This window comes from uncultured Idiomarina sp. (assembly GCF_964010655.1).
Classification (GTDB): Bacteria; Pseudomonadota; Gammaproteobacteria; order Enterobacterales; family Alteromonadaceae; genus Idiomarina; species Idiomarina baltica.
The window spans coordinates 99157-116248 of the sequence record NZ_CAXGLS010000001.1 but is presented as its reverse complement, the minus strand read 5'-3'; the positions used below and the strand labels follow the sequence as shown (position 1 = coordinate 116248).

General features: G+C 46.6%; 14 protein-coding genes. 7 read left to right on the top strand and 7 right to left on the bottom strand.

Annotated features, from left to right (window positions below; all coding sequences use genetic code 11):
- Positions 1-34 precede the first annotated feature (34 nt).
- The 3 genes from ABNS04_RS00520 to ABNS04_RS00510 are packed head-to-tail and all read left to right on the top strand — an operon-like array spanning position 35 to position 4304.
- Positions 35-1747 (top strand): EAL domain-containing protein, encoded by a 1713-nt coding sequence (locus ABNS04_RS00520; RefSeq protein WP_348671153.1) that lies wholly within the window; start codon positions 35-37, stop codon positions 1745-1747.
- Positions 1729-3945 carry a GGDEF and EAL domain-containing protein gene (locus ABNS04_RS00515; RefSeq protein WP_272977971.1) on the top strand — a complete coding sequence of 739 codons (2217 nt, stop codon included), beginning with the start codon at positions 1729-1731 and terminating at the stop codon, positions 3943-3945. The genes ABNS04_RS00520 and ABNS04_RS00515 overlap by 19 nt, the downstream gene beginning before the upstream one ends.
- A 56-nt stretch (positions 3946-4001) precedes the next feature.
- Complete coding sequence (locus ABNS04_RS00510; RefSeq protein ID WP_040488113.1) at positions 4002-4304, top strand: metalloregulator ArsR/SmtB family transcription factor; 303 nt, start codon at positions 4002-4004, stop codon at positions 4302-4304.
- 147 nt (positions 4305-4451) lie between these two features.
- Here ABNS04_RS00510 and ABNS04_RS00505 read toward each other — a convergent pair whose 3' ends face one another.
- Complete coding sequence (locus ABNS04_RS00505) at positions 4452-5021, bottom strand: gamma-glutamylcyclotransferase (RefSeq protein WP_006956398.1); 570 nt, start codon at positions 5019-5021, stop codon at positions 4452-4454.
- 118 nt (positions 5022-5139) lie between these two features.
- On the opposite strand from ABNS04_RS00505, the gene ABNS04_RS00500 reads away from it, so the two are divergent.
- The 4 genes from ABNS04_RS00500 to kynU are packed head-to-tail and all read left to right on the top strand — an operon-like array spanning position 5140 to position 9016.
- Entirely contained in the window at positions 5140-5631 is a 492-nt protein-coding gene (locus ABNS04_RS00500) for an Mpo1-like protein (RefSeq protein ID WP_272977970.1), read from the top strand.
- Positions 5628-6884, top strand: coding sequence for a mechanosensitive ion channel family protein (locus ABNS04_RS00495; protein WP_006956400.1), 1257 nt, complete (start codon positions 5628-5630; stop codon positions 6882-6884). The genes ABNS04_RS00500 and ABNS04_RS00495 overlap by 4 nt, the downstream gene beginning before the upstream one ends.
- Before the next feature lie 55 nt (positions 6885-6939).
- Positions 6940-7788 carry an alpha/beta hydrolase gene (locus ABNS04_RS00490; RefSeq protein ID WP_272977969.1) on the top strand — a complete coding sequence of 283 codons (849 nt, stop codon included), beginning with the start codon at positions 6940-6942 and terminating at the stop codon, positions 7786-7788.
- Positions 7775-9016 carry a kynureninase gene (gene kynU / locus ABNS04_RS00485; RefSeq protein WP_272977968.1) on the top strand — a complete coding sequence of 414 codons (1242 nt, stop codon included), beginning with the start codon at positions 7775-7777 and terminating at the stop codon, positions 9014-9016. The genes ABNS04_RS00490 and kynU overlap by 14 nt, the downstream gene beginning before the upstream one ends.
- On the opposite strand, the gene ABNS04_RS00480 is transcribed toward kynU, so the two are convergent.
- The 6 genes from ABNS04_RS00480 to ABNS04_RS00455 form a co-directional block, all read right to left on the bottom strand.
- Positions 9002-10606 carry an ATP-binding cassette domain-containing protein gene (locus tag ABNS04_RS00480; protein WP_272977967.1) on the bottom strand — a complete coding sequence of 535 codons (1605 nt, stop codon included), beginning with the start codon at positions 10604-10606 and terminating at the stop codon, positions 9002-9004. The two genes, kynU and ABNS04_RS00480, sit on opposite strands and share 15 nt — an antisense overlap.
- The gene (locus ABNS04_RS00475; protein ID WP_272977966.1) at positions 10599-12233 is read right to left on the bottom strand and encodes an ATP-binding cassette domain-containing protein; all 1635 of its coding nucleotides are present in this window, start codon (positions 12231-12233) and stop codon (positions 10599-10601) included. The genes ABNS04_RS00480 and ABNS04_RS00475 overlap by 8 nt, the downstream gene beginning before the upstream one ends.
- Positions 12234-12239: 6 nt before the next feature.
- A complete protein-coding gene (cydB, locus tag ABNS04_RS00470) occupies positions 12240-13247 on the bottom strand; it encodes a cytochrome d ubiquinol oxidase subunit II (protein WP_006956405.1) in 1008 nt (335 codons plus the stop codon).
- A 12-nt stretch (positions 13248-13259) separates the two neighbouring features.
- A complete protein-coding gene (locus tag ABNS04_RS00465) occupies positions 13260-14642 on the bottom strand; it encodes a cytochrome ubiquinol oxidase subunit I (protein ID WP_272977965.1) in 1383 nt (460 codons plus the stop codon).
- A 143-nt stretch (positions 14643-14785) separates the two neighbouring features.
- Positions 14786-15982: a ribonuclease J gene (locus tag ABNS04_RS00460; protein WP_272977964.1), complete on the bottom strand. Its 1197-nt coding sequence runs from the start codon at positions 15980-15982 to the stop codon at positions 14786-14788.
- A 193-nt stretch (positions 15983-16175) separates the two neighbouring features.
- The gene (locus tag ABNS04_RS00455; RefSeq protein ID WP_272977963.1) at positions 16176-17033 is read right to left on the bottom strand and encodes a LysR family transcriptional regulator; all 858 of its coding nucleotides are present in this window, start codon (positions 17031-17033) and stop codon (positions 16176-16178) included.
- Positions 17034-17092 lie beyond the last annotated feature (59 nt).

Here is a 17092-nt window from a genome sequence, read left to right as displayed (position 1 = left end):
ATATTAGTAAATGATTTACGCTTAAGATAGTGCGATGAGCGCACACATATGGATACTCATGCACAATACATCAAACCCATACAGTTTTGCGACTTGGTGCCGAGAAACACTCGTTGAATTCACCGAACTAAATGCTGAGAAGCAGGTATTCAGCGGTTTCTTGATCGCTGTCTTAGTAACCGCATGTATCCAGTTAATTGAGTATACTGGGGGACTGCCCAGCGTTTTTGAACATTTAATTTATTTTCCACTTATATTTGCAGGCTTATTGCTTGGACCTCGTATTGGTGCTTTAGGTGGTTTCGTTACGGGGTTAATGCTCACCCCGATGTTTTTCCCCACAGAACTCAACAATCACTCCGAAGCAATAATCGATTGGCCTTTGCGGTTATTGATGCTCACGCTGCTTCCGCTTATAACTGGCCTTATTAGCCGCTCAGTTCAACAGCTCCATCATCTCGAGAATAAGGCCAAAAAGACGTTTCATGGAACAGCACTCCCCAATCACGATGCGCTACTGGAACAGATTAATGAGTGGTCAAAAGAAACCGCAGCCCCTGCAGATGCGTTAATGGATATCATAAACTTACGGTTGAAAAACATTGATAAACTTCGCAATCAAGTAGGACATCAAAAGGCCGATAAAATCGTCGCTGAACTCGCTCGACAGTTAAAAGAAGCGCTCGGTAGCTCAGCGGAAATTGGCCAGACAGCTACTAATGAGTTAGTTGGACTCCATGCCAATACAGAACATTCACGAGAAGAGTTGCAAGAGAAACTGCAAGCATTACTCAGACAGCCCATTGTTATTGACGGTAACGAATTCAGACTAGATACATCAGCAGGTGTTCTTCGTGTTAAACGAGAGAATGTGAAGGACAACGCCAATGTTGTCATTCATGACGCGCATCAGCATGGTTATAGCGCCGCAGAGAATAACCAAGTGTTTTCATTTTTAGATCAAGATAATGACCTCGTTAATGACCAAGATGAGCCACTATCAAAACAGCTTTTGTCGGCTATCGAAAACGAAAACATCAAGCTTTATTATCAGCCACGCCTCAATACCAACTCTGGCTATTTCTCTGTTCTAGAAGCCATTGTTCGATGGCGTGACAACCAGCGCGGTTATTTATCACCAGAGGACTTCAAACCGCTCATCGAAGAGGCATCACTCGCCAAGCAATTTACCGGCTGGATGATTAAAACAGCTTTTAATGACGTATCTCAATGGATAAAAAAAGATTTTATCGTTCGCCTATCGCTGCATATCACTTTAAACGATATTCTTGAGCCGGCAATCTTAAACGCGGTTGCAAAATCACTTAATCAGACTAAGTTCCCAGCCTCTAGCCTCAGCTTAGAGGTGAGTGAGAGATCGCTCGTACGTATCAATGAGCAGGCTAAAGTGTATTTAAAAAAATTGCGTTCAATGGGCGTTACTGTCATTGCCGATCAGTTTGGTGAAGGTCAGCTCACACTTCAGAGTATTTTCGTCCTACCGGTTGATGCAATAAAGCTTTCTGAAAATTTAGTGCTTCAGGCGACATCAAATAGTGACAAAAAGCGAACATTAATTTCGATGATCAAAATGGCACGCTCTCGTGGTCTAAAAACAATCGCAACGGGCGTCGATAATCGCGCCAAACTTTTATTACTTAAACATCTTGGATGTGATGAGTTGCAAGGCTCAATCCTCAGTAAACCTACAGCTAAAGATGATATCCCATGGGCAAGAATCCGATAGAAAGAACCAGTAAAGAAAAGATCGATAGTGCACACTCTCGCTGGTTGGCTGCGTATGCGATAACAACCGCGGTGATTACCATTGTCGCGATAAGCCTATTTTACCTATTCCCATTTGATATGCAGATGTTACACATGGGCATTTTGTGCCTCGGTTTAGCCATTATCGCTGAGTCTGCATTTTTTATATGGCAAGCATTACGCGCCTCTAAGGCGACTTTCTCCGCGTTGCACCCGTCGCTAAGTCAGCTCGATGAGGGTGCCACCATCATTTATGAATTACATAAACAAAACGGCAATTTTCGACCTGCCTATGTCAGCACCAATATATCTCATATCCTTGGTTATACGGTACAAGAAGCGTTAAGCCCCAATTGGTGGTTCGACAATGTTCATCCTGAAGATAGAGCGCTCACGCTAAGCGCTATTAGTAAAGTTGAAGCCAACAAGACGTTCGTTCATCGCTATCGTTTTCGTTCTAAGCATGGCAGTTATATATGGCTACGCGACGAACTTCGCACCTTCAACGACGATGACACCAAAATTGCTGGTCAGTGGACCGACATGAGCCAAGACTTAACTTGGATGCGCGACAGCAAAGCAGTGACTCAACGTGAACTTATGGGCTTTGCCGAACTCAACGAGCACGACTGTATCGTTCGTGCCGACAATAATTTTCGTAATTTAGTGGGCCTGACCGATAGTCTGCCTAATGCTCATCATATTTTAGATTTTATTTCTCCGTTAAACAGTGATAACGAGAGCCCGCTATTAGCGACAGGCATTGAGTATTTAGTCGAGTTTAATCGACCTAGTCAACAGTCACTACAAGGTCTGCTGAAAATCAGCGAAGATAAGCAAGGGAGCGTTCGCTTCGTCACGCTAATTGATCTGTCTGCATTCATTTTGGAGCGTCGACGACTCAAACAGATCGCCTACTTACAGCCTTTGACCGGGTTACCCAATATCGAGCAACTGAAGCTTGATCTTCAAAATGCACTTGAAACAGCAGCAGATAATGAGCTCGTTGCGGTACTTAATATCAATATTCGCGAGTTCCACAAAGTCAATGAGTCTTACGGCGTGGATGACGGCGATCGCGTATTACAACGAGTCGCGCAGCGCTTTAAACAGGCGCTTCCCGAAAACGCATTTTTGTACTGCGCATGGGGTGATGACTTTTGGGTTTTATTGTCAGGTATTAAGGAATATATGGCTTTACAAGACCTGATGGATAACTTGATGAACTCACTTAACAAGCCAATTTTAATTGAACAGCACAAACAAATAAAAGCGTCCGCTAATATTGGTGCATGTACTTATCCCTTAGATGGTTTAACAGCAGCCGAGTTGCTCTCGTATGCCAGTTCCGCATTGCAACGCGCACGTCGACAAACGAGCGCATGCCAAGTTATTTTTAACCAGGAAATGGCAAGTGACTCACAGTCACAACTATTGGTGAAGCAACAGTTGCATGATGCCATAGAAGCGTCACAATTCGAGATTTACTATCAACCGATGTGTGATTCAAGTCTGCAAGCGCAGGGGTACGAGGCTCTGTTAAGATGGAATCACGAAGAGGAAGGTGTGATTGCAGCCGCCAATTTTCTTCCACTTTGCGACACAGTGACCAAACAAAAACTTGGCACCTGGGCTATTCAACGTATTATCGACGACCTTCCATCGATTCCAGTGAATGCTGAGGGTAAACGTAATATCGCTGTCAACGTATTCGCAGAACAGTTAGATGATGCGTTCGTTTCAGATATGGTTCAATTCTCGCATCAGTTGTCTGAAACAAACACACATTTTTGTTTCGAACTGAAAGAAGCATCGTTGATAGATCCATCTGATGAGCTTCGGCAAACATTGAGCCGGCTGACTGAAGCAGGTTTCTCGCTGATTATTGATGACTTTGGCGCAGGCTTTGCAGGACTGACTTATTTGCGAGAGTTTCCGATTTCTGCGATTAAAGTCGAACATGACTTTATTAAAAAGCTCGATAACGAACGTGGTTATGCCATCGTGGACGGAATTGTTGAGCTCTCTCATCGCGCCGGAATAAAAGTACACGCTCTGGGCGTCGAGTCCGAGCAACAATTGAAACAAGCAAGAGCCCTAAAATTTGACTTATACCAAGGTCGATACATTCATCCCGCTAAACCTTTAAATGAACTCGTTGATAATATAAATAACTAGCGCAAGCATTCGTGTTTGCTATTATTGAGCGCGTTCATCCTGATGGTATTAAAGTTATGAATCCGGAAACATTAAAGACTTCCTCTCAAGAGGCTGCGAAAGTGATGCAGTTGCTATCTCACCCCGATCGCTTGCTCATTCTATGTTTACTCAGCGAAAAAGAGTACTCAGTGGGCGAAATTGAAAAGCAACTAGATATTCATCAACCCATGTTATCGCAACATTTAAATCGTTTGCGTCAACAGTCATTAGTCGCTACGCGTCGAGAAGGTAAGTACATTTATTACCAACTTTGCGATGGTAATACAAAGACCATTATGGAACTCCTCTACCGCCTTTATTGTCCAACGGACAGTTAACAAACGTAGGTAAGAGCATAATGGCCAATCGAGATCGCGTTTATCAAGTATCAGCCAATCGAGAATCTGCAAGTCACAAGCTTCGTTATATCGAAAGGTCGGCGCCAGAACAAGGTGATTGCCGTTTGTGCGCCAGCATTCCGAGTGCTAAGTCGCCTGTAGCATCTCGAGATGATAGCGAATGCCTTCAACGTGAGGATCTTTAACTCCCAGCTGACGAAGTCCATCTGAAAGCTTAAGTAGGTACTCACTATTGTCCCCGCTTGGGCCTCGACTTTTAGCAATATGTGTCGCGATTTCATCAAGTGGCGCTTCGCCTAAGAAGGCCGCATTGTCGCTACTAGCGATATATACAAGACCATCCTCTTGACTACCGTCTTGAAATTGCATGGGTGTAAAAAAGCGGAGATAGCCATTTTTCTCTCGATGATCTAAGTGTTCGAAAACGGCAGGCGATACTCGATAAGCCATGCCTGTACAGGTCTCTCCCGGCGTTTCAATTAACGTGAGTACACGACCGGGTGATTCAGGCGTACCACGGTGATCGTGTGAACCTTGCCAAAACCGGCGACTCCAGCCCGAAATGGTAGCAGGCTTACGTTCGATATATGGGAAATCAACCTTGTAGATTAAGGAGCCATAACCGAACAACCAAACAGATTCGAATGTTGATAAATCTTGGCGTTGCTTATTAATTAAACTCGTATCGTGAGACATCTAGTACTCCTTTCAGATACATCCTGATAAGGCAAAGTCTAACAAGCTTTTGTAATTGACAGTAGCTTGGCTTCGTTGCACTCTTATTCGCATTCAATACGATTAAAAAGGTCACTCTATGAGCCGTTCACTTGTCGATCACTTAGCACAGTACGCAAAGTATCATCGTGATCCGCGCAATATACTGACTCACCTCATTGGTATTCCACTAATTGTGGTCGCTATATTAACCTTACTGAGCCGCCCAGAGTTTAGTGTTGGCTATCTTCTACTGACACCCGCCAACTTAGTCGTATTCATTGCGGTGGTATTTTATATACGCCTCGACATTCCCCTTGGACTGCTCATGACAGTCCTTTTGTGGTTAGCGTTGTCAGTAAGTCGCGAACTTGCCGCCTTACCCACCACAGCGTGGTTAATATTTGGTATTGCATTATTCATCATCGGTTGGATTTTCCAATTTATTGGTCATTACTTTGAAGGTAAAAAACCTGCTTTTGTCGATGACATAATGGGCCTTGCCATTGGTCCACTGTTCGTTGTGACTGAAATTATTTTCTTTTTAGGTTTACGTAAACAACTGAAAAATGAGGTTGAAAAACGTCAGTGAATTACCCGGATTGGTTTATTGAGTGGGCCGACGGACGCCCTTATGCCTATACTCTGAGTGCCTGCATTCTGCTTGCTCTTGCTGTTTGGCTTGCACAGTTTTTTACTAAACACATTCTTTTACGCGGTGTCGCTCGTCTATTATCACGCACCGAGTTAGGACGCGATCCAAGCGTGGGTCTTAAAAAGATTATCAGCCGACTTTCTCAAGTGGTTCCTGCGTTACTACTAACAGCCGGTATTCATTGGATTCCAGAGTTATCCGATACCGTCATTACCATCGTCCAAAATGTCGCTGTCGCTTATATCGTGCTCACCATTGCTCGTGCCTTTAGTGCAGCAATGAGCAGTGTAAATGAGATTTATAGCCGCCGTCCCGATGCGCATTTAAAACCCATTAAGGGTTATTTACAAATCGCCACTATCGCGGTTTATTTAATTGCGGCCATCCTTATCATCGCAGCATTAATTGATAAGTCACCGGTTATTCTATTATCCGGTATCGGTGCGATGGGTGCAGTAACCATGTTGGTTTTTCAGGACACTATCCTTTCATTTGTTGCGAGTATTCAGCTATCGTCAAATGACATGATCCGCGTCGGTGACTGGATTGAAATGCCGCAGTTAAATGCTGATGGTGACGTCATCGATATGGCACTACACACGGTAAGAGTGCAGAACTGGGATAAAACAATTACCACCATTCCTACCAAGCGCCTCATTTCTGAATCATTTAAGAACTGGCGCGGCATGCAAGAGGCCGGTGGGCGTCGTATCAAGCGCAGTCTATTTATCGACCAAACCAGCATTGGCTTTTTGAGCGATGAAGATAAGACCCGCCTTCGCAAATTCAAAATACTGAGTCAATATCTCAACGAAAAAGAACAAGATATTAAACAGTGGAATGAACAATTAGTGAGTGAGGGACATGACCCCATTAATAGCCGTAATGTCACTAATATCGGTACGTTTCGAGCTTATGTGCAAAAATATCTGCAAAGCCATCCGCAAATCCACCAGGATATGACGTTAATGGTTAGACAACTCAGTCCCACCGCACAAGGCTTACCCTTAGAGATTTATTGTTTCACCAATACAATTGCCTGGGTTGAATATGAGGGCATCCAAGCGGATATTTTTGACCATCTATTAGCTATCTTACCGGCATTTGGTCTGAATGTTTTCCAAGAGACCTCTGGTCAGGATCTGCGTTCCAGTATTCGTGAGTTTGGGCGTCAGTCGTTACAGTCTTAACAGCAAAGTTGTATGGTTTTTGCAACACAATTCGATATAAAAGCAAAAGCCATACATGAAAGCATATTTCACTCGGTATCCCGTTCTTTTATTGACCGCTTGTATACTCTCGCTGTCTGTTGCAGCAAAAGAAAAAGTCGTAATGCCTGTCTCGTATTCGACAATTACTGAACTTCCGTACGCTGAAGCAGACTCCGTATTGAAGTATGGCGACCACGATAGTCAGTTTATAGAAGTATGGAGACCATCTGAACCCAGCCAAGGTAACCTCGTGTTTATTCATGGCGGATGTTGGTTAAGCGATTACGATATTAAACACGCACGCCCGTTTATGTCAGCGCTCAGTAAGCTGGGCTATCAAGTATTTGGCGTTGAATATCGGCGCGTGGGTAATGGCGGCGGCTGGCCAACCAGTTACCAAGATATCAGTTCAGCCATTCAACATATTCTTGAGAAACCCAACGTTACCGCGCCAAATACCGCCATTTTGGGTCATTCTGCGGGCGGCCACCTCGCCTTACTTGCCGCAACGGATAATCAGCTACCTCACCCGTTCTCAGCGATTATCGGATTGGCCGCTATCAGTAATATCGAACAATATAGTCAGGGTAGCAATAGTTGTGAAACGGTGACCGAACACTTTATGGGAGGCTCGTTGCAAGAACGTACTACCGAATACCGTGCGGCTAATCCAATCGAGCACGCTTTTTTGAATCCCGTTTATTTACTGCATGGCGCCGACGACCCGATTGTCGATCCAAACCAGTCAAAAGCACTGACCGACCGAGCGCAGTCAATATACATACAAAAAGGGGCTGGGCACTTTGATTGGCTACACCCGGATACTGTCGCATTTACCCGCGTAGAGAAATTACTTAAGGATGTATTTAATGAATCAGATTGATTATGCGCGACTTGATCGTGACGATCCCTTAGCCCATAAACGTGAAATCTTTGAGCTACCTAATGACACGATATATTTCGATGGTAACTCACTAGGCGCGTTACCCAAAATAGTCGCACAGACAGTCAATGAAACTACACGCGAGCAATGGGGAAATGACCTAATTAAGAGCTGGAATCAGCACGATTGGGTCAACTTACCCACCATCGTTGGTGCCAAGATTGCCCATTTGATTGGCGCACAAAATAACGAGGTCATTTGTTGCGACTCTATCTCAGTCAATCTATTTAAGGTTATCTGTGCTGCGATTAATGCCGTTGGAAGTGAGAAGCGACGCGTTATTTTATCGACTCGCGATAACTTCCCGACCGATTTATACATGGTCCAAGGTGTTGAATCGTTTCTGGGTCAGCAACGCTGTGAACTCAAGCTGGTTGACGAAGCTGAGCTCGTCGACGCTATTGATGAACGTACCGTTGCGGTTTTAGCAACCGAGGTCAACTTTAGAACAGGCCGTCGACTTGATTTGCAACAGCTCAGTCAAGCGGCTCATGCCCAGGGTGCTTTAATGATAGCCGATTTAGCCCATAGCGCCGGCGTCATGCCGATCCAGCTGAGTCAGTGGCAAGTCGACTATGCCATTGGTTGTACATACAAATATTTAAACGCAGGTCCTGGTGCTCCTGCGTTCGTTTATGTCAGTCAGCGTCACCATGCAATACTCACACAACCGCTACAAGGCTGGTTTGGGCACCTTAACCCATTTGCTTTTGAGCCCAAGTATCAAAGCGCTAAAGGCATTCGACAAATGTTAGTGGGTACGCCCCCCGTCATCTCAATGCAAGCAGTAAACGCTGCACTCGAATGCTTTAATGATGTTTCTCTAGCGCAGGTGCGTGCAAAATCAATGCAGCTGACTCACACTTTTCAACAGAGCTTAGCCGCTCAGGATTGGTCATCCGACTTTGAACTCATTTCACCGTCGCATGCCGAACAGCGTGGCAGCCAACTGAGTTATGCTCATCCAAATGCCTATGAGATTTGCCAGGCACTGATTGAACGCGGTGTGATTGCTGACTTCAGAGCACCTAATTATATCCGTTTCGGCTTTGCACCATTGTATAATCAATTCCAAGAAGTTGAACGCGCAATAGCAATACTGGCAGATATTATGTCAACTGAAGCCTATCGGGATCCGCGTTGGCAAACGCGCTCAACAGTGACCTAGCTCAACAACCGTGTGTCTATCATGAGCTCGTACCGATGCGGGCACATGATGACTTGCTACCAAAACGATAGATAGGGGCAACTCATTCATCAGCCGCTCGGTAATTCGAGCGGCTAAGTCCACTTCTAAGCCAGAGAAGGGTTCATCCAAAATCACCAGAGGCGCGTCTTTAAGCAATGCACGAGCAAGCGCCAAACGTCGATATTGCCCACCCGATAAGCGAATCCCAAGCTCACCGATACGACTATTTAACTGCTCCGGCATTTGCCGAATACGTTCGGCTAACTCAACCCACTCCAACACTTTCCAAATTCGCTGATCATCCAGTTGGCGTCCCAGGGTGAGGTTGTTAAATACGGTATCATCGAGTATGTCAGTATGCTGAGTCAGGTAATTAAATTCCGATAATTTCGGTACTGCGATCTTACCTGAAAAGTTCGCGTACATACCTGCCGTTGCATTTAGAAGTGTTGACTTCCCCTCGCCCGATGGGGCGGATAACCATACCCATTCGCCCGCAACAGCTTGGAGGCTTATAGGTGCAAACAGTTGGCGTGACTGTCGATACACGGTGACATTATCCCACCGCAGCGAGGCATCCACGGACTCAACGACTTTCGCCTTTGCTGAACTATTGGTTTGTTCTGCCAATAAGCGACGACTAGCTAGAGCAGTACGTCCATAAGTTTGCCATTGTTGAGGTAATTCAAGTAACAACTCCTGCCAAGCTAGCGCGGCAAGCAATAACATGACCACCTCCGCACTACTGACCTGAGCGTTTGGGTCAATGAACAACTGAATAGCCACCCAATAGATACCTATAACCGCTCCATGTGTCAGCCACTCAAGTAATAGCTTAATCTTGCGAGCGCGGCGTTGTTCAAACTGAAAGGCACGCTCAGTTTCTCGAGAATAATATGTAATACGTTCGCTTTGCTTATCAAACTGTTTCCACGCCATAACTTCTTCTAGTGACTCAGTGAGTGCCATTCCACGGGCGCGTATACGGTGTTGATACTTCTCAACCTTTACCGCTTGTAATAGCGAGTAGTGTGCTAGTCGAGATATCAACCAGTAGGCGCCCAGCCCTGTAATCACTACAATTCCAGCAAGCGCCCAGTGATAAAAACTAAACCAAAAGATAAAACATAAGCTAACGGCCGCTACCGCAAAGGCTGGCATAGCCAGTCTAAGCCAAAGATTATCCATTGCTTCTATGTGGCGAGTCAGACCTTGAATCGCCTGCGCGACTCGAAAACGTGCTAAGCCTTCATAGGCGTGCCGTTGAAAACGTTTGAACCAAGCGATACGCCAACGCGCTTGTATTTTCAACACCAAGTCATGATTAACTAAACGTTCAACATAACGCGCGACCGTTCTCGTCACGGCGAAAAAGCGAATACCAGAACCCGGTGCATAAATGTTCACCGTAACAAATATCGCGGAAGCCGTAATAAACCAGCCTGATAAAGCCAAAAGTCCAATGCCACAAACGACGGTGAGTAACGCCAACTTGAACCCGAGCCACCACTGCCAGCGATGTGCGTTAAAAGCCCGAAACCAAGGCTTAAATACCGCAGGCTTAGACATACGAACCTCCCCCATCGAGCTCGATACGATGATCGGCCAACGCGATGAGTGCTTCATCATGACTGGCAACAATCACCGTCCGCCCAGATTTACATAAGTCACCCAGTTCGCGTCTAATCACATCCGCGGATTCGTTATCCAAGTTTTCTGTCGGCTCGTCTAAAATGATCAAGGGGTATGAACTCAGTAAACAACGTGCCAAAGCTAACCGTCGTTGCTCACCACCGGACAAGCCTGCCCCACGCTCACCTAGCATCGTATCTAACCCCGAAGCGGCAACAGCAATGGCTTTATCAAGACCGACCCGCCGCAATACGGGTTGCGGGTCAACGGATGGGTCATCACTGTACAAAAACAAGTTAGTGCGAATGCTCGCGGGTAATAGAAAGGGTTGTTGCGAAAAGTAGGCAATCGGTTGGTCGCTATCGTTCGCGCGTAACACGGTACCTTGATAACTTTGAAGTCCAAGAAGAGCTCGTAAGAGTGTGCTCTTTCCCGAGCCAGAAGGGCCAGAGATAACCGTCAGAGCCCCTTTCGGGAACGTAAAGTCGGGGTAAGGTAATCGGGCGTTGGGCGTAATAGTCACCTGCAGGTTTTGGGTTGCCAAGCAGTGCCCCGGAGCAGTCATTGCTACATCCGCCTGCACGTCTTGCGGGTTGTTTTCAGTTAATAAGGTCGCGGCGCCCATGGCTGCCGCACGATCGTGATAAGTTTGCGCGAACTGTCGAAGCGGAGCAAAATATTCAGGAGCCAGCATAAGCACGAGCAGCCCACTAAATAACGTGAGTTCATCAGCACCTAGCCAATTAATGTAGCCAAGCAAACCAAAACCAACGTATAGCGCCACCGCCGCGATGGCCACACTCGAGAAAAACTCCAACACGGCAGAAGATAAAAACGCTAGCTTGAGCGTTTTCATGTTCGCGCGCCGATAATCCTCCCCGGCTTGCGCAATCGTATTATTGGCAAACTGTAAGCCATTAAATAGTTTGATACTTGTCGCGTTCTTAAGCATGCTGGTGAATACTCGACTTAGCGCGACACTGCTTTGTGCATGCTTTTGACTGACTCGCTCAGCCCCTATACCAACAAGCGCCATAAATAGAGGAATGATAGGCCCGGAAATAAGCAGCAACACACCCACAACGGGATTCAGCCAAAAGCAGACCACCAAAATCATCAGTGGGCTTAACACAGTCAGATACTGTTGCACAAAGTAACGCTCATAATAGCCACGTAACTGCTCAACGGTATCGATAAGCATCGACCCATCACCGCGATCAATACTTTGTCCTTGTCGACACTGACTCTGCCATCGCCGCAGTAGTCTTTGTCGTGCATGGTGCAGCGCCAGACCCGCTGCTTCACTTTGCCAAAGTTCACGCCGCCAACCCATGATGGCGCGCGCACAAGTAGCGAAAGCCAACAACAACCAATACAGTGTCAGATCGCTGAGCGGCTCTTTCAGCACCAGCAGTCGATGGGCTAACTGAGCGACCACATACAATTGCAGGATCACACTGGATGTTTGTAAAACACCGAAAAGCAGCGCTCGACGAGTCGAGCGCTGCGCAACAGTTTGGATTTGCTTAAGATAGTTCGCTGCAGAGCGAAAGTTATCACTCATTGGTTCTTAGTGATAACCCTGATCGGCTTTTACCTTGCCGCGAAATACCCAGTAAGTCCAAGCGGTGTAAACAAGCACAATGGGGATTACGAACAGCAAACCTAACAGCAGGAATAGCTGTGACTCATGGGCCGACGCTGCTTGGCTTAATGTATAGTTAGGGGGTACCACATAAGGCCACTTGCTCGCCAATAGGCCTAAGTAAGTGAAAATAAACATTCCCATGGTGGCAATAAAAGGGGTTCCCTCACGCTTGGCTTGAATCGAGCGATATAACCAAAACGCACAAGCCAACGCTAAAATCGGCAGTAGCCAAATCGGCGTGATGTGTGAGAACCAACGCTCTGAAACGAACGGGTCAACAAAGGGAGTCCAGATACTGATGATGGCAAAAATCAGCAGTACCGCCGCCAGTAGCGGCTTCACTAAACGATAGGCCCATTGTTGAGTCGAACCCTCAGATTTCATCACTAACCAAGTTGCCCCCAGTAGCGCATACCCCGCGACCAGTCCAAGCCCCGTCAACACGGTAAACGGTGACAGCCAGTCTAATGCTCCACCGACATAGCGCATATTTTCAGTTTCGAAGCCTTGGATATAAGCGCCTACAACAGCGCCCTGTGCAAACGCCGCAACTGTTGAGCCGATTGCAAAGGCCCAGTTCCAAAGATAACGCGATGTATGTGCTTTAAAGCGGAACTCAAAGGCAACGCCGCGAAAAATAAGTCCCGCGAGCAATAGGAAAACGCCGATGTAGAGTGCCGGCAAGAAAATACTGTAAACCAGCGGAAAGGCAGCCAATAAACCCGCGCCGCCTAGCACCAACCAGGTTTCGTTGCCATCCCATACAGGCGCTACGGAGTTCATCATAATGTCGCGGTCATGTTCACTGGGTGCGAACATAAACAGTATGCCTTGGCCTAAATCGAAGCCATCCATCAACACATACATGATGACACCGAAGGCAATTATCGCAGCCCAGACGTAAGTCAAATCAAAAATGGGTTCACTCATGATAGGTGCTCCTTAATCAAAGTCGGCTTCTGCAGCAGAAAGTGGACGTTTAGCACGATGCTTCTCGTCGTCGTGCTGCTCGGCAGCTTCAGTACCTGCGCGGATAACACGTGTCAGATAATAAGCACCCGCCGCGAATACACAGGCGTACACTGCGATATAGCCAATCAAGGTGAACAATGCCATCCCGCCCGTTAACGACGGTGTTAGTGCTTCGGCTTGGGTCATCTGACCGTACACAAGATAAGGCGCTCGTCCCACCTCGGTTACAAACCAACCCGACAGCACTGCGACGAACGGCGCCAGCGACATTAATCGCAATCCTTGCAAGAACCAACGATTACGTGCGTAAGCCTTATTTTTACGCAAAATGAGACCGGTAATGGCGAATAACACCATGAGTACGCCCATCGCAACCATTATTCGGAAAGACCAGAAAACAACCGGCACGTTAGGTTGTTGATCTTTTGGCATTTCTTTAATGCCGGGCACTTCACCGTCCCACTCGTGAGTCAAGATCAAGCTCGCCATGCTGGGAATACCCACTTCAAAGTGGTTTTTCTGAGCCTCTTGGTCAGGAATCGCAAATAAAAGCAGGGGCACATTCTTTTGTGTTTCCCAGTTCGCCTCCATCGCGGCCACCTTGGTCGGCTGATGTTTTAGCGTATTGAGACCATGCATGTCACCGACAAAGATTTGCAACGGCGCAATTATCAGTAACAGCCATAACGTCATTGAGAGGGCTTTACGGTGCAGCTCGGTATCACGCTTTTCAAGAATAAACCAAGCACTCACGCCAGCAACAACAAAACCACCGGTTAGAAAGGAAGCTAACGCCATGTGGCTGAAACGATACCAAAACGAGTCATTAAAAATGGCGGCTGACCAATCAATGACATGATAAAAACCATCACGCATTTCAACGCCCGCAGGTGTTTGCATCCAGCTGTTGGCCGACAAGATCCAAAAACTAGAAATAAAGGTGCCGATAGACACCATCAGCGCAGCAAAAAAGTGAACACCGTTCGGTACCTTACCGCGACCGAACAAAAGCACCCCCAGAAACGCCGCTTCTAAGAAGAACGCTGTCACCACCTCGTAGCTCAGTATTGGGCCTAAAAAGTTAGATGTCGCGAGCGCGAAGTTACTCCAGTTCGTACCGAACTGAAAGGACATAACAATACCGGACACCACACCCATACCAAAAACAACCGCGAACACTTGGGTCCAGAAGGCACCTAAGCGCTCCCACTTCGGGTTGTTAGTTTTGAATGCAAGGCCGTAAATTAATGCAATATAAGATGCCAAACCGATAGTGAACACGGGGAATATGGCATGAAATGACACGACAAACGCGAATTGAATTCGCGAAAGCACGAGGGGGTCAAGATCCATAATACGATCTCCTTAGCCAATGACGTTATAAGTCAAGTTACTAACCTTAATTGAAAGGTTACTAAATATTTTTTAACACGCTTCTTGTTGCTCTGTCGTGCGGTCAATTTGATGCATATCAATATGCTTATAAATATAATATATTAATCGCGAGCTAGCGCAATTCGCCCCGCTTTTACTGCGTTTCGGCGGACGCTCGGCTGTAATCCAATTTTAAATAAATCACCGTTCATGCCCGTAAGCGTCATCCTCACACCCGCTTTTTTGGCGACTTCAGCATGCGCTTTCATATGGTCGGGTCCGCCATGCGTGGGTATCACCATACGCGGCTTCACCCACTGGTACAGTTGTTTAAGCTCTTCTTGATTAGGATGGCCCGAAGCGTGCAGTATGCGGTCACTTTGTTCGGCATGCACGACCTCTATTCGACGCGCTTTAAACTTATTCGTGAGGCGTTGAATATCAAGCTCATTACCTGGAATAATAATAGCGCTCATGATGACTTTGTCACCTTTATCCAGCACTAAGTGAGGATGGCTATCGTCGGCTAAACGATTGAGTGCTGCTCTAGATTCACCCTGGCAGCCTGTCGCCACAACTAACACTTCTCGTGCTGGTAAATAACCAACATGCGTATGGTCAATGAGCTCAATATGCTCGGGCCATAATCCAAATTGGCGTGCCAGACCTACATTTCTCTCTAAAGAACGCCCAAGCACTGCCAAATAGCGACCCGAAGCTTCAGCTACCCGAGCTAACGTGATTAGACGTGCGATGTTACTGCTAAAGCAGCCGACAACAACGCGTCCTTGTGCTTCTTTTACCTCGGCTAACAGCCCATCATGGCAATCCGCTTCAGAAGTCGACCACCCTGGTTTCATGGCGTTAGTGGAATCACCCACAACGGCATCAATGCCTGTTAATCCAAGTCGTTGAAACACGCCACTGTCAAAGCCGGCTGAGGTAATTGGTTGTGCATCTATTTTCCAGTCTCCCGTGTGTAATACGCGAGCAGCAGGTGTTTCGATAATGGAGACCAGTTCAGCAAATGCGGTATAGGCTAATTTTTTGCGCAGAACAGCAGCTGTATAAGGTGTGGTGTAGATTGGTTTTTGCCAGCGCAGCCATAAATCTTCTATAGCGCCAATGTGGTCTTCGTGAGCGTGGGTAATAATGATCGCTTCGAGTTCGTCTTTATTATCTGTAATGAAGCGAGGGTCGGCACAGACGACTTCGTGCTTTAGGCTATTGGGCTTTGCAGGGTTAAGCGGTTCATCAAAGGAGACACCACAGTCGATCATCAACCAGCGACCGGCATGACCGTAAAGGTTCATGTTCATGCCGATCTCACCTGTCCCGCCAAGGGGTAGGAACCACATGTCGACTTCGCTTGGATACAACGTGAGTCTCCTCTAACTTACTGTGTAAGCGTTAGATATGCGAAACTAGTAACGTTGATGCTACTCCTTTTGGATTACTTTTACATCTTCATTCAGAGATTAAATCGTGCTGTGATGTCAATCAAATACAACACTACACTTGCTTAAACCAATCCTCTATCACATTCATCACTAAACGTGTCTTTGCCGGGATACTCTCTTTCACCGGTAGGACTGCATAAACACCGTATTCCACACCGTCCCAATCGGGTAGTAAGCGGACGAGTTCACCGTTTTGTAACTCAGGCTTCACTTCGGGTTCTGGCAACAGTGCAAATCCAACGCCGTCGCACGTCAATTGAACCGTTGTTTGCATATTGTCGACTTGGATACGCGGCGCTGGCAGCGGCAAGTCATAGGTATTTGAAAAATGCGCAATAAAGGTCTCCGCTTGTAAATCCTCAAGACTGCTAACCCTGCGTTTGGCGAGCTCATGAGTGCTTGCGACACAAGGCACCAAATGCCAATTAATTAAATGATGGGAGTACAAGGAGGAGTCGGGTAATGGCCCAATACGAATTGCGAGATCCACGCCTGCAGTCACTAAATCAATCGGTTCATCCGTCATTGATAACTTAAACTGCATGTCTGGAAACTGCTCAGTTAGCTGTCGTAGAGGCTCGCTCAGTAAGCCGCCCCCGAACCCCACAGGTGCCATGATCTTCATCACCCCCGCCGGCGTTTGCGTCAGCTGCTCCATACGCTCTTGATTTTTCGCAGCAATACTCAAAATGTCCAGACATGACTGATAAAACACTTCACCGGCTTCGGTGAGCGTCATAACCCGCGTGTTACGGTGAAATAACGCTAGGCCATTATCCTTTTCAAGCTTCCTAAGTTGTTGACTGACAGCAGAAACGGTCATATGCAGCTCACTCGCGGCTGCACTCATACTCTTTAACTCGACGGTGCGAGTAAACGCCTTCATCGACCGAATCATCTTCGGATTCATAGCTTAAGCACCTCTTAAATATGCTTACAAATAAACGAGATTGCAGAAACGTTTATTAT